The 16,374-nt window shown below is 41.3% G+C and carries 11 protein-coding genes; 2 read left to right on the forward strand and 9 right to left on the reverse strand.

What is annotated here, in order from left to right:
• Positions 1-39 precede the first annotated feature (39 nt).
• The gene (locus AC0VYO_RS18935) at positions 40-1,338 is read right to left on the reverse strand and encodes an ABC transporter substrate-binding protein (RefSeq protein ID WP_475365889.1); all 1,299 of its coding nucleotides are present in this window, start codon (positions 1,336-1,338) and stop codon (positions 40-42) included.
• 206 nt (positions 1,339-1,544) lie between these two features.
• On the opposite strand from AC0VYO_RS18935, the gene AC0VYO_RS18940 reads away from it, so the two are divergent.
• Positions 1,545-2,144, forward strand: coding sequence for a YdcF family protein (locus tag AC0VYO_RS18940; RefSeq protein WP_475365890.1), 600 nt, complete (start codon positions 1,545-1,547; stop codon positions 2,142-2,144).
• A gap of 30 nt (positions 2,145-2,174) precedes the next feature.
• Here AC0VYO_RS18940 and AC0VYO_RS18945 read toward each other — a convergent pair whose 3' ends face one another.
• From AC0VYO_RS18945 to AC0VYO_RS18980, 8 genes are all read right to left on the reverse strand, one after another.
• A complete protein-coding gene (locus AC0VYO_RS18945; RefSeq protein WP_475365891.1) occupies positions 2,175-3,731 on the reverse strand; it encodes a response regulator in 1,557 nt (518 codons plus the stop codon).
• A complete protein-coding gene (locus tag AC0VYO_RS18950) occupies positions 3,724-5,172 on the reverse strand; it encodes a sensor histidine kinase (RefSeq protein ID WP_430245774.1) in 1,449 nt (482 codons plus the stop codon). The genes AC0VYO_RS18945 and AC0VYO_RS18950 overlap by 8 nt, the downstream gene beginning before the upstream one ends.
• Positions 5,169-6,167 (reverse strand): sugar-binding protein, encoded by a 999-nt coding sequence (locus AC0VYO_RS18955; protein WP_475367993.1) that lies wholly within the window; start codon positions 6,165-6,167, stop codon positions 5,169-5,171. Before AC0VYO_RS18955 ends, AC0VYO_RS18950 begins: the two co-directional genes overlap by 4 nt.
• Positions 6,168-6,381: 214 nt before the next feature.
• On the reverse strand, positions 6,382-9,768 hold the full coding sequence (locus AC0VYO_RS18960; RefSeq protein ID WP_475367994.1) for a hypothetical protein: 3,387 nt from the start codon (positions 9,766-9,768) through the stop codon (positions 6,382-6,384).
• Between the two features lie 172 nt (positions 9,769-9,940).
• Positions 9,941-11,707: an ABC transporter ATP-binding protein gene (locus tag AC0VYO_RS18965; RefSeq protein ID WP_475367995.1), complete on the reverse strand. Its 1,767-nt coding sequence runs from the start codon at positions 11,705-11,707 to the stop codon at positions 9,941-9,943.
• The gene (locus tag AC0VYO_RS18970) at positions 11,682-13,418 is read right to left on the reverse strand and encodes an ABC transporter ATP-binding protein (RefSeq protein WP_475365895.1); all 1,737 of its coding nucleotides are present in this window, start codon (positions 13,416-13,418) and stop codon (positions 11,682-11,684) included. Before AC0VYO_RS18970 ends, AC0VYO_RS18965 begins: the two co-directional genes overlap by 26 nt.
• 147 nt (positions 13,419-13,565) lie before the next feature.
• Positions 13,566-14,528: a mannose-6-phosphate isomerase, class I gene (manA, locus tag AC0VYO_RS18975; protein ID WP_475367996.1), complete on the reverse strand. Its 963-nt coding sequence runs from the start codon at positions 14,526-14,528 to the stop codon at positions 13,566-13,568.
• A 12-nt stretch (positions 14,529-14,540) separates the two neighbouring features.
• Positions 14,541-15,467 carry an ROK family protein gene (locus AC0VYO_RS18980; protein WP_475367997.1) on the reverse strand — a complete coding sequence of 309 codons (927 nt, stop codon included), beginning with the start codon at positions 15,465-15,467 and terminating at the stop codon, positions 14,541-14,543.
• A 284-nt stretch (positions 15,468-15,751) separates the two neighbouring features.
• Here AC0VYO_RS18980 and AC0VYO_RS18985 point away from each other — a divergent pair, with 284 nt between their 5' ends.
• On the forward strand, positions 15,752-16,342 hold the full coding sequence (locus AC0VYO_RS18985; RefSeq protein WP_430243444.1) for a DUF5317 domain-containing protein: 591 nt from the start codon (positions 15,752-15,754) through the stop codon (positions 16,340-16,342).
• The last annotated feature ends 32 nt before the right edge of the window (positions 16,343-16,374 follow it).

The raw sequence follows: 16,374 nt of genomic DNA on the forward strand, positions 1-16,374 counted from the left end.
AAAAAGGGAGAAGAGCAATCCCTCTCCCCCCATCCTCTTTTACTTAAGATCGCCTGAAGCATCTTCTAGCGAACTAATAAATTGATCCACATCCTGCTGTGTAACAAAGATATTAATCGCCTGGTTCACTTTTGTGACAAAGCCTTCAGGTGCAGCCGATCCGTGGGCAAGACTTGGAGCAAGACTAGCATTTTTAAAGTCTTCAATTGTTTCTTTCCCATACTCATCATAGTTCGAGAGATCGGCATCAACACGAGCTGGAATAGAGCCTTTTAATGGGTTGAACGCATCCTGTCCTTCAACAGAACCAAGAACAGATAAGAATTTCTTAACGTCTTCAGGATTTGAAACTCCCTTTGGTAGACCAAATGTATCTGTAATGACCATAAACATACCGTCTGTTCCAGGTGTTGCCACCCAACCAAAGTCTTCTTTCACCTTTAAGTTAAGGTCGTTCACAAAATAACCCTTTGCCCAGTCTCCCATAACGTTCATCGCCGCTTCTCCATCTGCAACAAGCTGGGAAGCATCCTGCCAATTTCGTGAGCTATGGTCTTCATTCACATAGCTGAGCATCTTCTTAAAGTTCTCAGCGGCTTCCTTTACTTTCGGATCACTAAACGACATTTCTCCAGTGAAAAGCTTTTTGTAATCATCTGCTCCAAGCGTTCCTAAGAGCGCAGTCTCAAACAAATGAGTTGCTGTCCAGGGCTCTTTGTCTCCAAGAGCAAGCGGCGTAACACCAGCTTCTTGTAATTGGTCAGCAGCAGCGAAGAATTCATCAAACGTCGCTGGCGGCTCGACACCGTTCTCTTCAAAAATGCTCGTGTTATACCAAAGAACATTTCCGCGATGAATATTCACAGGAACCGAATAGATATCTCCATCTTTACTAACAAGATCAATTAAATCTTCAGGAAACTTATCTCCCCAACCTTCGGATTCATACAGGTCGTTAAGCGTTTCCATTTTGTCAGCCGCAACCCATCCATCGTTCAATTCAGAACCACCATGAACCTGGAACGTTGCTGGTGGATCATCACCCTGCATGCGACTTGCAAGCACGGCTTTCGCGTTCGTTCCTGCTCCGCCCGCAACTGCTGCGTTTTCTACTTCAATATCAGGGTATTCTTCTTTAAATAAGTCAATTAGCGCATTCAATCCATCCTCTTCACCAGCACCTGTCCACCAGCTAAAAATATCAAGCGTTTCTTCTTTACTAGCACTTCCTTCACTACTGCTATTCGTTTCCCCAGAGTTTGAACAAGCAGAAAGTGGTACAAGAGCGAGGACAAGAACGAGAATCCATCCCGTAAGTTTTTTCAACGTTCCCTTCATACAATCAATCCCCCCGTTTCTTTTATTATATTTACTTTATCAAATTGAATGGCTCCCAACCCATGTAAGCGCCTTCATATTTTTGTTGTTATCTTCACTTTTTTGTGGTCTTGCTCATAAGCTAGTACAGAACTACGAAAGAAAGGATCTCTTGATTAAAAGGAGAAGAGAGTTACTAAGAAATGTCCTAACGAGGTGAAAGAGAAATGATGTTTTCTGAAGTTAATCTGGACAATCTCTCAAGGCAACAAATTACTTCTTTCATGTTCGATAGCATTGTAGATGATGGAAAAGAGGGAGAGTGCATTCTCGTTTTTGGTGCAAAAACGATCCATCGCGTTCAAAAAGCAGCCAGACTATATCATAACGAGCGCGCTCCAAAAATTTTAGTTTCCGGATCTGCAGCAAGATGGGGTAAAGAAGAAGAGTCAGAAGCCATTTGGATGAAAAACCACTTACTTAACTTTGGCGTACCCGAGGAAGATATTCTTCTCGAACTCGAAGCAGCGAATACGACAGAAAACGTCATTGCTTCACTTATGGTACTTCAACGCTCATTTGGGCTGAATCACATCAATAGACTTCTAATTGTGAGCTCCCCCTATCACATGAAAAGGTGTCACTTAACTCTCACCACCTATATGCCGGACTGGATCTCCTATACTCTCTGCCCCGATGACAGAGAATCTGGACAGGGAGACAACTGGTGGAAGAATGATAGAGAAAACGCTAGAGTCATGAAAGAACTTCACTCCATGCAGAAGTATATACAGAAAGGCATTTTGAAGGATCTACCATTCCAATAACAAAAAACCGCTAGTCGGTTTCTTTTTTTGTCATACGTGCAATTGTTCACGGTACTGAGATGGTGAAAAACCTGCTTTTCGTTTAAACACTCGACTAAAATAATTTGGGTCCTTATAACCAACATTGAAACAAATTTCTTTCAAGCTCTTTGAAGGATCAAGCATTTCTCGTTTCGCTGCTGTAATTCTAACTTCTGTAACATAATCTATAAACGTCATACCACTTTTGTCTTTAAATAATTTACTTACATAATAAGGACTAAGATCAACATGCTCAGCTGCTTCTTCGAGTGTTAGCTGCTCATGATAATGTGTGTGAATGTATTGCTTCACCTGTTCAAGACGATCTCCTCCATGAAGCGAACGCCATGTTTGCACACTCTCATTCAATTTCCGAAGCTTTGCTCTGGCTAGATTTCTTGCCTCATTTTCGCTTTCCGCTTGAATGTACTTGTAGGAAGTTAAGAAAATTCCGTTATTTTGTAAAATTCGTTCTGCAACAAGAAAGAGCTCGTTCACCTTTTGAACAAATATAGCAGGCTGTTCACCTGAGATCATACCAAGATACACTTCAAGTTCTTGCATCGCTTTGGTGAAATCACCATTATTAATGGCGTTGATCACGATAGACTCCTGCTCCTGAGTTCCGCTCTGGCGCGGTACGTTAGGAATCTTGCTTTCTTGATAAAAGGCATATGTGACCTCTCGTTGAAAGTCTAGTGTGTTTACAGCATGAAGCGCTTCGCGATAAGATTCAACAAATTGATCAGCTTTCTGATAAGGTCTGCCAACGCCGATACATACGACCTCTCGGAAATCCTGATAAAATTCATGAAGAAGTTGTCTTAACGTAGGCTGTAACTTCGCTTTTAATCGTTTATCCTTCTCCAGAAGATCTTCACTAAAAAGAAAGCAGGGTAAATACGTATCATCCCTCACTCCAATCATCGCCTCACCAGGCACGTTGGATTTCATTTTTTCTTTTACCCACTGAACCATTTCATTGACGATCGCTTTTCTTTCCTCAGGAAATTTAAAGATAACCGCATACCCAACTGTCGTCTGAAAGCCTAACAGCTCACTCCACTCTGAAGGACTAAACTCTGTGACGTGATCCATTAGGATCGCGTTCATCCACTCTCCTTCTAGAAGATGAACAGCTTTTGTCAGCTGTGCTTGTACATGATCTTGCTTCTCAGCTTCTACTCGTTCATTTTCAATTTCGGCTGAGAGACGGGTAATGGCGGAAAAGATCTCTTGCTTTCCCCCTGGCTTTAGTAAATACTCTTTCACTCCCTGCTTCATCACTTCGCGGGCATAGTCAAACGTATCGAACGCGGATAGCATGATAAATTTTATTTCGGGTTGATTTCTCTTTATCGTTTTCACTGCTTCTACCCCATCGATACCTGGCATTTTAATATCCATAAAGACAATCTCGGGCTGAAACTTTTCGGCAAATTCAATGGCTTCTCGTCCATTTTTCGCTTTCTGAATGGTGACTTGATCTCCATATTCTCTTTTAATCATCAATTCGACCGCTTCACGCTCTAACTGCTCGTCATCTACAACCATAATCCTAAGCAAGCTGTTCATCTCCTCTCATCTTCGTATAAGGTAAATTCAGACGAACGGTCGTACCTGAACCTTTTGTGGATTCCACCGTCATCGTGCCTGTTTCCTGATAGTATAATTCAATTCTTTTTTTTACATTTTGCATGCCAAGCCCCGTCGAATGTCCTTGTCTCTTCTCAGAAACCGATCGGCCGTCATTGAAGAGAAGCTGTGTTAGTCTTGCTTTATCAATTCCAACACCATTGTCTGCCACCTCCACAACAACATCATTTTGATCAGAATAGACCCGAATGACGATTTCTCCCCCTTCTTCATACGACTCCACTCCATGTATAAACGCATTTTCCACGATCGGCTGAAGCGTTAAGACAGGGATCATGCAATCAAGAACCTCTTCATCTGCCACTACGTTAAACGTAACCCTTTCACCAAATCGTGACTGCTGGATAAAGAAATATTCTCGAACAATATTCAGTTCTTCTTTTAATGTGACATCCTTCGCTAAATTTCCTAGATTGTAACGAAGAAGTGCGGCAACAGATTCAATGAGCTCACTCGTTTGATCCGCGCCTTCGATATAGGCACGTCTCGAAATCGTATTTAGCGTATTAAAAAGAAAATGTGGGTTGATCTGACTTTGAAGACTTTTGAGCTCCATTTCTTTCAACAGCTGATCTAACTCTGATTTCTGTTTTATCTCTTTAATTAATCCTCGGATGTTCTCTTGCATGCGATAAAAAGTATCCGCTAGTAGCTGTAGCTCATTTCTAGATCTCACAACTACTCTATTCGCCGTAAAGTCCCCTTTCGATAGCTTCTTAGCTGCTGCTGCAAGCTCGTGTATGGGCCTTGTGATACCTCTTGAGAACCAAAATGCCATCAACAAACTAAATAAAATCATCGAAACGAATAATGATATGCCCATCCACTGCAAATACGTACTCTTTTCCTCCATCTGGTTGTAAAACATGCGATAATCCGTTAGCTCAGAATTAATTAATGTTAGCGTCGTTTCTTGGATAAATGCTGAGATTTGGGCTGCTTCATTTAAATGACCTGAATATTGATTAATATCCTGTCGTTGAAAAGCTTGCACTGTAATATCACATTCAAGCAGGAAGCTTTCGATCATCTTTTCATAATTCGTGACGGTTTGATCGTTCGCTTCATTTTTTACCGAGCTAAGAAGCTCGTCTTTTTCTTCAGAGAGAATCTTTCTCTCCATGGCGTATGCTTCTAATTCTTTCTGTGTCCGTTCTGTTAGAAAGGTATTCATCGCCTCATACACTTTATTTGTTTGCTGTGATATTTCGTTCAGCACGATAAAGCGTTCAAAGCTCGTATGGTAATCATCAATAGTTCGTTGACTGCTATGAAACAAATAGAAAGCGACACCATTCATTAAAATGACGAGCATGGTAAAAAAGAGAATAAATTTGCCCTGGATTTTCATGGTAGTTTAATCCCTCCCGGCGTCGTTCTTTCTAGTTGCTTTAAGTCTTTTTTTCTCAATACTTCTGTCATCGTATGATGATACGTTGAAACATCCTTTCCTTCGATAATTTGTATCATTAATTCCACCGCGTTATATCCCATCTCATATGGCTTTTGTTCAACTGTTGCTTCTAATTTTCCATCTTTAAGTAGCTGCATCGTCTCAGGAAGCACATCAAAACCAATAACATAAACCTGGTCGGTCATCCCGATGCTTTCAAGAACCTGCACGATACCGATCGCATCAAGAGCGCTCGTCCCATAAAAAGCATTGATTTCAGGATGTGCTTTTATCATTTCGTACGTTTTCTCCGCTGCTTGTATTCGCGTAATTTGTGAGGCATCGATGGCAACAACATCGACGCGATCGCTATTTTTAATAGCATCTTTAAACCCTTCTACACGAAGCTTTTGATTCGCTGAATCAAACCTTCCCGTAATAATCCCAACCTTTACTTCGTCATTTGTATCTTTAAGAAGCGCCTGACCTGCGAGAAATCCAGCGTAATAATTATCTGTGCCTACATATGCCACACGCTTACTATCAGGAGCATCTGTGTCCACTGTGAGAAAAGGAATTCCTTTCTCTGTGACACGATTGATAATTGTCGCGGATACGTCTTGATTTAATCCCTGTGCCATAATGCCATCAGGTTTAGATGCCGCTGCCATCTCAATCGTTTTGATATGTTCTTCAAGGTTCGCTTGTTTTGGCCCTGTGTATTCAAGTGAAACATTGTAGTTTGTAGCCGCTTCCCGCGCTCCTTCCTCCACAAGTCGCCAGTAATCGTTATCGATCTCCTCCGTTACAAGAACGAAACGATAATCCGGTGCTTTATAGGAGGCAGAAGGGCGATCAGGCGTAATATTGAAAGCCCTTACAGAATAGAAGATAAAAAAAGAAAATGACAAAATCACTAAAAAACCCCCAACAACGTAAATCCAGCGTGCCATCGCTCAACCTCCTTTTTTTGATGGGGGTCAGGTACGTACCTGACCCCCTCAAAAGACACCTGTCCTCGCTCACAAGACTCTCTTACCTTTACGTCATTATATATCGTAGTAGCTTCATAGAATCAACTTGTTTTTCATATAAGATTAGCAGCAAAACAAAAAACTGCCTCTATAAACGGTTCTAAAACACGTTGATAGAAACAGCTTTTGTTCTTTAACGCCATTGCTTCCACTTTTCCATAAACTGTTGTTTTTTTAACTGAAGTAGTGTATTTCCTTCTTTATCTTTATTTTGCTTCTGCCATTCGTAGAAACTTGCAACAGTAATGAGTGTAGCTCCTGCGATTAATAGGTAGGCCCACCATGGCATATTCCCCCAATAAGGTCGCGTTTGCAGAAGAAGGTTCAAAAGAAGAACGCTACATCCGATGACAAAGTATGATTTAATGCGATAGTAAAAACCTGCAAGCATGGAACCAAGGGATAGCCCACCAGCTATGATCGCATCATATATTGTATTACTCATCAAAGCATCACCTACAAGAACTGCTGCTACGATTGAAAGAATGCTCCATTCTATGAAACTCATGATTTGCTTGCTTTGATTCCACGTACGCTTTGATAAATAAATCGTTAACGCAATCCATGGCAATACATAAACTTCTGTCACAATATACTTATTGATTTCAATGTGATGAAGGAGCGTGTAATAAGGGACTAATAATGACAGGGCAGTAATGCTTTTCATTACTTTTGCAGCCAAACCAGTCGGCACTCTCCTTACTTGAAGTGCGAAAAAAACAAAGATAAACAGTGCTCGTAACTCATCAGCCCAGAAAGAGTCGAATGTAAGCTCTTGATAAAGATTAAGTACTGTTAAAAGAGCTGTTACGGAGTACCAATCAATATGCTTTTCCTTCAGTTGCTTTACTCTAAAGGAATAGAGCCTTTTATGAATAAGGAAGCCCGCAGTTAACATCCCTACTGCCACTCCTACAAAAAGAAGCGTTCGCATCTCCATTGTCTCAACGGGGAGAAGAAATACCAGCGTTTGAACGAATAGGAGAGGGATAATCGTGATGATCTGCCAATCAGATTGGTGAATCAAGTAAAGCAGCAGAATCGCATAGAGTAGACCAACACTAAAAGGCACAGAACTGATTTCACTGTATTCGGTTATAAAAGGAAGAAATCCTAAGATAGCAAATGGAACCGCATACCACTTAATCCTCTCTTTCCACCTTCCACCAAGGAAAAACCAAAGCGCAAACATAATGATACTTGATGCAAATCCTGTATACGTGTATGCCTCACCGTCTAAATCAAAAGTATCAACTAACGCCATGTAGAGAAAAGGAAGAACGGTAAAACCTGCATAAAGAAACGTTCGAACCTCCCATTCGATTTTCCTTGTTAGAACGGAATAAGCATAAACGAAAAGGCCAACGATATATAAGACTGGCTCATTCCCCTGCTCTAAAATGGTATAAATGAGAGCGATCGGCAAATAGACATGTCCTAAATAAAAATAACTACGCTGTATAACAACGTCTTTTTTTCCAAGCGTGTCAGCAATCAGGATCAGCAGAACCGCCCCGATGATCCACTGAAACATTCCTTGAATAGGAAATGCTTCCGCAACAGAAAGATAAGCACCCAAAGTAAATACACTGATCACTGGCCATAACGTCTCTTCCTCTGTGCGCTTAAAGATCAGATAGAGTACGCCAATAGCTCCTACCAACAGTCCCGAGCGAACAAATAATTCCTCTACCGTCGCGCCGAACAAGAGAAGCAATGCCAATCCATAGAAGCTGACACCGGTCCAAAAAGCCATTTCCTCCAGGTCTTTTACATTCCTTTTTTGCCAAATAAAATGAGTACCGATAATGAGTAGCGCTGCAATCGCCGTATGGAATGGCGCACCCAAGCTATCTTCATAGAAATCATTTTTCGCCAATAAAGGATAAAGCGCCAACAGCGCAGTTCCCCATGAAATAGAATGCAGTAACGCTCCCGTTTGACGAAGCCATTTCCACTTCCCTTTTCGATAGATCGATAGATGAACAATTCCTAACATGAATAATAGTATACTTTCTAGCCACCATAGCTCGCTAAGAAGACCAAGCAATAGGGAGAGCATCATAGGACCTAAAGAAACGAAGAGCGATCCAGTTTGAATTCTTTTTGTCGCGCTCCATGTATTCAAATAATAGCCACCCACATATATCGTTACGCCAGTAAAAAACAAATGAAGCATCACTGTTTCAACCGATGGATTCGTATAAAGTAAACTTATCGCATACAGTCCTGCAGCAGCTAGAAATAGTGGAGCCAAAAAACCAAAAATTCGATAGCGTGATAGATTAGCAAGGTATATATAATTAAGACTAATGAGCAAGTAACCAATCACAAGCAACCAGGACGGATCATCAAAGTGCAAAACCAAGCCTTTGTATGTGATAAAAAAGAATGCACATAGTGATACAGCACCACTTGTCAGTTGGAATGCTTTTCTCATATATGGATTTTGAAGACGATCCACCGACTGTAAGCCAATAAAAATAAAGCCGACAAGTGCGTATAACATAACGTCCGCAGCTTCAAGGAACGAGTGCTCAATAAGCTGATAAATGCCATACACAAGTAAGAACGTAAAGACAAAATGATATTCCTTTTGTTTTCCAATAAAAATCATAGAAAGATAAAGAAAAGCCGTCACGATCACATTAAAACTATAAAAAACGTCACTTTCATAAAAGAATAGTAGGAGCAGCGTTGAGAGAATAAGATTCCCCTGCGCATAGATAGGAAGTTCTTTCGTAAAAAGAGCGAAACTCTTTATATTTTTTGTTTGAGCATAGATTAGGAGCAACAGTCCATTAAAGATCACGATTCCAAGATAAAAGAGATCTACTTGCGGGTTGAATACCTGGATAAAAAAGGCCGCACCGATGCTTAACGTCACAAAAGAAAACCAAACAAATAAACGTGATTGTTGCCGATTTGCTTGCAGGAAATAGAGAGGCAAACAAACCAAAACACCAATAAGACCAAGCACTTCATTCCCATCGCCTCTCACAGATAACCAATCTCCAAAAAGTTGAAAATAACCTGCTGAAAATACGACGATAGGCAGAAATAGGCTTCCGAGAACTAAAAAGGAGAAGGCAGTCTTCTCAATGCGAAGCTTATGTCCACTGAGCCAGCTAATCCCAAAGAACACAGCCGCAATTCCGCCAATGAGCGCGGTCTTCATGATCGATGTCATCACATCCCACGTACTAGTGGCAAGTACCAGCGCACCAAGTAACAAGAACACCACACCAATAACCAAAATCCATGTTAAATTTCGATCTCTAAGCTCCTGTGTTGATTTCACTTTCTTTTCTTTTACAGGATTTGGCGCCTCTGACTTAGTTGGAACTATTTCTCGTGGGACAATTACTTCCTCATGCTTTTCCTCCGCTTCTATAGCCTCATCCATCATTTTTTGATACGCGTTCGAAACAGTACCGTATGTCTGCTCTGATATGTAATCTTTCACCCTGAGCTTTTGCAGCTCAGATTGAAATGCTTTTTCCCTCTCTTCCTCATTCATTTTTCACACCTCCAATGATTAACAACATTTTCCTAATTTGTTTCTTGCTCTTAGTTTACTCATACTCATTTCTTCCTTGCAATATGATTCCTTCCATTTTTCTGTTTATTCACAAAACAAAGCGATTATCCATGTATGGTGGACAATCGCTTTGTTTTGTCTTTGAGGGGGGTCAGGTACCGACCTGACCCCACAAATAACCTTTCTGCTCTAACAATTCTTCATGTGTGCCCTTTTCAATGATTTCACCATGATCGAGGGCGATAATTTGATCTGCTCGTTGAATGGTATTTAGGCGATGCGCGATAATAAAGCTCGTTCTACCTTCCATTAACGCCCAGAGCGCTTTTTGGATTTGAATTTCAGTTCGTGTGTCAATGCTACTCGTGGCTTCATCGAGAATTAAAATCGCTGGATCGGCAAGCACCGCTCTTGCGATGGAGAGAAGCTGTCTTTGACCATGACTAATTCCCCCTCCATCCTGGTTCAATACAGTATCATATCCTTCTGATAACCTGGAAATAAACGTATGAGCATTAGCGACCTGCGCTGCTTTTTCTACTTCTTCATCGCTTGCATCCAGTCTCCCGTAGCGGATGTTTTCCCGAACCGTTCCGTTGAAAAGAAACGTGTCCTGAAGAACGAATCCCATGTTTTGTCGCAAGCTTTCTCTTGTCACTTTCGTAACATCATGATTATCCACTTCAATCGTGCCACCATTCAGTTCATAGAAGCGCATCAACAAGTTTACGATGGTAGTTTTTCCTGCACCAGTTGGCCCAATAATCGCAATCGATTCACCTGGCTTCGCTTCAAAAGAAATATCCGTAAGCGTCGAACCTTCATTATCATAGCCAAATGAAACATTTCGAAACGCCACTTTTCCTTTCGCCTGCTTCAGTGCTACTGCATTTTCCTCATCCGGACGCTCTTCTTTCTCATCCAAAATAGTAAAAACACGCTCAGCACCTGCAACCGCGGATAGTATCGTATTAAACTGATTCGCAAGATCGTTTAGAGGTCTGGTGAAAAGTCGAGAGTATTGGATAAAGGCTACAATCACACCGATCGAAACCATTCCTTTAAGTGACAGCCACCCCCCTGCCGCTGCTATGAGTAAAAAGCTTAAGTTATTTAACACGTTCATCAATTTCGGTATAAAACCAGAATAGGTCATCGCCCAGAATCCCGACGTGCGTAGCGCTTCATTTTTTTGATCTAACTGCTTTAGCACGCGCTGTTCTTGAGAAAATGATTTGATAATTTGCTGCCCCGAGAGTGTCTCTTCAATAACACTGTTCATCTCACCAAGATTACGCTGCTGTTCTTTAAAATAATGACCAGTCCGGTTCGTGATCCACTTCATTCCGAGAAACATAAGAGGAATGATGGTGAACGTAATCAGCGTTAAAAGCGGACTTAACCACAACATCAGCCCTACCGTACCGACAAGAGTGAGCACACTTGAAAAGATCTGGATCACTGAACTATTTAACGTTCGACTGACATTTTCTATGTCATTTGTTAATCGGCTCATTAACTCTCCGTGCGTCTTCTTATCGAAGAATGGAATCGGTAAACGATGCAGGTGATGAAATAGATCTTTCCGCATTCGATAGACCGTTTCTTGTGCAATCCCAATCATCCAGTAGTTTTGGAGAAAAGTAGCGGCAGATTGTAATACGTACACACCGACTAATAGTCCGAGAATAAGCAGTAATCCATTTAAATCGGCTGGTACAAGATATTCATCAATTGCAATGCTCGTTAGATAAGGCCCAAGAAGACTAAATCCTGAACTAAAAAGAACCATCACAATGACGAGGAAAAGCAATCCTTTTTGCATCGATAAATAGCGCCAGATGCGCGCAACAGTTCCCTTCAAATCATCTGGTCGCTTTCTCGCTTTTTTCTTAGAGGGTTTGTTGTTTGAACTCATTGGACGCCTCCTCTCCGTACTGAGACACATAAATCTCACGATAAACGTCATTGTTCCGAAGAAGTTGCTCGTGAGTCCCTTCTCCAATAATTGCGCCATCTTCAAGCAAAATAATTTTATCCGCCTCTTTAATTGAACTGATTTTCTGAGCAATTAATAAAATCATGCTTTCACGATGCCTTAACGCTTTTTGTAACTCAGCTTCTGTTTTTAGATCAAGTGCACTTGTACTGTCGTCAAGAATAAGGATTTCCGGATTACGGATAAGGGCACGCGCAATCGATAAACGCTGTTTCTGCCCTCCAGAAAGGTTAATTCCTTTTTGTCCAAGTACCGTTTCATATTGATTAGGAAGCGTCTTAATAAACGAATGGATTTGGGCTGCTTTAGCCGCTTCTTCAACCTCTTTTGCGGTAGCATCTTCCTTTCCCCAGCGAATATTCTCAGCAATGGTGCCGCTGAATAACACAACTTCTTGAGGAACCACTCCCATACGGCTCCTTAATTCATCAATACCGATATCCGTCTCATCCTGTCCGTTGAACGTAATGTGACCTTCTACAGGTTCATACAATCTTGGAATAAGCTGAACCATGGATGACTTACCTGAACCTGTCGCACCCATGACACCAATGAATTGTCCTTTCTCTGCAGTGAAATTTATATCTCGCAGCACATCGTCCTCTGAATCGGGATAACGAAAGCTCACATGGTGAAACTGAAGTTTCTCTAACGCTAATGGCTGAACACCTGATGCTTCTTTGGAAGACGTATTTGTATCCAACACTTCCTCCATCCGATAGGCAGAAGCTCTTGCTCGTGAAAGAAGCATCAAAATAAACGAAAACATGGTTAGCGCTACTGTAATCCGTGTGCCATATGTAATGATGGCTGAAATTTCACCAACCTGAGCTGTTCCACCGACCACTTTCACTCCGCCAAACCAGATTACGGCAACAATTGCCACGTTCATAAGAATCAACAGTACCGGCGTAGCAAGTTCAATCAAACGAAGAGATGTTACCGTTTGATTCATTAAATTCTCGTTCACTTTTTTAAACCTTTGTTGCTCATGCTTACTTCGAAGATAAGCTTTAATGAGTCTAACGCCAACTAGATTTTCTCTCATCACTCCATTAACTCGATCAAGTTTTTCCTGTACTGAGCTGAAAAGCGGAACTCCCTTTTTCATCACAAAATAAAGAAAGACAATGACTAAAGGAATCGCTGCTGTTAAAAGAAGGGCGAGCTGTACATCGACAACAAAGGCCATGATTACCCCACCAACCACAAGCAGCGGGGCTCGAACCATAATACGGAGTCCCATAAATACTACGAGCTGCACCTGATTCACATCATTCGTTAGTCTTGTTAAAAGAGATGAAGTGGGGAAGCGGTTAAAGTCAGCAAAAGCGAAAGACTGTACCTTTTCAAAGAGAGCTTTTCTGAGGTCAAAGCCGAAATGTTGACTAACGTATGAAGCAAGGTAAGTATTAACGATCGAAGCAATAAATGAGACAACCGTTAAAACAAGCATCCAGATCCCCAGTTCAGTAATGACACTAAGGTTTTCCTTCGCAATACCGTTATCAATAATATCCGCCATAAATAGCGGTAGCCAAAGTTCAACGGCTAATTCAACAAGCATTAAAAGGGCCGCTACAATCGCCGCCACCTTGTATGGTTTAATAAAGGATAGTACTTTTTGCATGGCATCCTCCCTCATCCTACATCCTTTTTCTTAATTTTATATTATACAGGATATTTAGGGCCTCGAACAAAAATGAGCTTTTTCATAATCCCTACGAATATTCATCGGAAATAATAAAGGCCAGCTCACTTTCGAGCTGGCTTAGAACTATGCTTTATTACTTTTAGAAATAATCATTTCAAGATCGCCTTCTAGCTTACAATCTTTCATTGTGGCAGGGATGATTAGATGGTCTCCCTGCTTAACAGAGTGAGAGGTTTCTGAAGATATAATCATGCCTTCTCCACTCAGCACACTAACAAGTAAATAAGGATGATCTTGCGAAAGAGAATATTCTCCATCAAGTTCCCATTTATAAACCGTGAAATATTCCGATGATACAAGCTCAACCTGGTTTAATCCTTCTTCTTCCGTTACGACAGGTGAGAACGGCGGATCTTCATGCGGAATCGTGGATACATCAACCGAGCGTTCAATATGAAGCTCACGTGTGTTTCCATTTACGTCTGTACGATCATAGTCGTACACGCGATAAGTTGTGTCAGAGCTTTGCTGAGTCTCAAGAATCATCGTTCCGGCACCGATTGCGTGAATGGTTCCGCTTGGTACAAAATAAAATTCACCTGGCTCAATCGGAACACGACGTAGTAAACTGTCCCATTCACCCTTTGCAATCATTTCTTCAAAAGACTCTTTTGACTGTGCATGATGGCCAAAGATCAGTTCTGAACCTGGATCACAATCAATAATATACCAGCACTCGGTTTTCCCATAGGCTTCACCTTCTACTTCTCTTGCATATGTATCACCAGGGTGAACCTGAACAGAAAGATCACGATCGGCATCCAGAATTTTAATCAAAAGTGGAAAATGCTCTCCGTCTTCATTCCCGAACAATTCACGATGACTATCCCAAACTTCATTTAACTTCTTTCCTGCAAGCGGACCATTTCTTACCTCACTTGGCCCATTCTGATGAGCTGAAATTCCCCAGCATTCTCCAGTCGTTTCTGTTGGAATCGTATAGCCGAATACATCTCTCAGTTTTGTGCCGCCCCAAAGACGATCCTTAAATTCTGGCGTTAGAAAAAGTGGTTCATGTTGGTACATACTATGTGCCCCCTAATTTTCTTTATATTTTTCATTTTCAAAATTCTGCCGGCCATGCATAGCGGCACCAATTATCCCAGCCTTATCATGCAGATGTACTGGTTCAATCTCTATTTTCCCACGTAGTCCTTCGTATACATAAGAATCTACTTTTTCTTTAAGAAGTGGTAGAATCATATCCTTTGCCTGCATCACGCCACCGCCCAGTATAATAACAGATGGATCAATAGAATGAACGATGTTCGCAATGCCTATCGCTAGTGCATCCATAGCTTCGTCAATAATAGCAACAGCTTCCTCATTTTCTTGTTCCGCAAGCTCAAAAACTTCTTCAGCACCACCCGAAATTTCAAGTCGTGCCTTACCTTCTCTTGCAATCGACGTCCCAGAAGCAAGTGCTTCAAGAGATCCTGCGTTCATGTTGGCATGCTTTTGACCTCCAGGCTTAATGATCATATTACCGACCTCAGCACTGTAGCCATGCTCGCCTTGAATAAGGCGATTATTTTGAACGTAACCCCCACCGATCCCCGTACTTACAGTTATGTAAAATGAGCTTTCGCGACCCTTTCCTCCTCCATACAATGCTTCACCAAGAGCAGCAGCGTCAGCATCATTCACAAGATACGTAGGGATACCAATCGCTTCCTCTACCATTTCTGTAATCGGAACATCTTGCCAACCTGGAAGATTAGGCGGTGATACAACAACTCCATCAAAAGGATTAAGCGGCCCGGGTGAACCAATCCCAATAGATACAGCTGAATACGCTTTTTTTACTTCTTTTATTAGTTCAACCATTCTAGTTATAATCGATTCGTAACCTAAGCTTGCCTCTGTAGGTATTTGTTTTACTTGTAGTATTCGTCCGCTCTCGTCTACGAGACCGACGCGGAGATTTGTACCGCCAAGGTCAACTCCTATATATACATTTTCCAACATCCTACCTCCCAAACTTTCTTTTCTATATATTATCACGAATTTTCACTTTATAAGAAACGAAACAGCGATTACGATAGAATCTCCAATTTTAGATATGAAAGAACTAGAATGAAGACAAAGTTATAAGATGGCTATATCAATGATCCAAGCATTAAGAAATCAACAATATTAACGCACCTAGTCTAACAGATTGGAAATTAATATATTATTTCAGAAAATTCTTCCTAATCATCCAAACCTCTGCTAAACTATTAATAAAACTACACAAATCGGGTGACTCAATGGTTTTTGACGGCATTTTATTATCTATTCTTGTCGGGTACCTACGCAAAGGTAGCTTAAAAGGCTTTGCTTTTCTTTCCTTTAAAGCAGGTTGGATCTTCCCCCTGTTGCTTCTTATTGAAATTGGCATTTTCACATTCCAATCTTCCTATTCCTGGCTCGGCACGCTGAGCGCACCACTCTTTATGGTTATTTATATTGTAGGACTCATTTTTCTTTGGTTAAATCGTAAAATGAACATCGGCATTATGCTTCTTTTCATAGGAGTGCTCCTTAACTTTATCGTAATGGCGATCAATGGAGGGCGAATGCCGGTATCACTTGAAGCGGCAAATATACTTGATCCCGCATATGCAGAAGCCATCAAAAATGGTCTCTATGGAAAACATGCAGTCCTAACCGACAGTACTGCCTTTGGGTTTCTCGGTGACATCATTCCTATTACTGATCCTTATCCAAAAGATCAAGTCATTAGTATTGGCGACATCATTATGAACATTGGTATTTTTATTTTCATCCAGCGCGTTATGGTTAAGTCCAAACATCCAGAAGACCTCATCAAATCACCTGCGCCTCAAAAAGGAATATGAAGGGAGGTGACGTTCATGGAACGTAAAGAGGG

This window comes from Anaerobacillus sp. 63XJN7_4_ISO-PGPR-S23-413, from assembly GCF_056173725.1.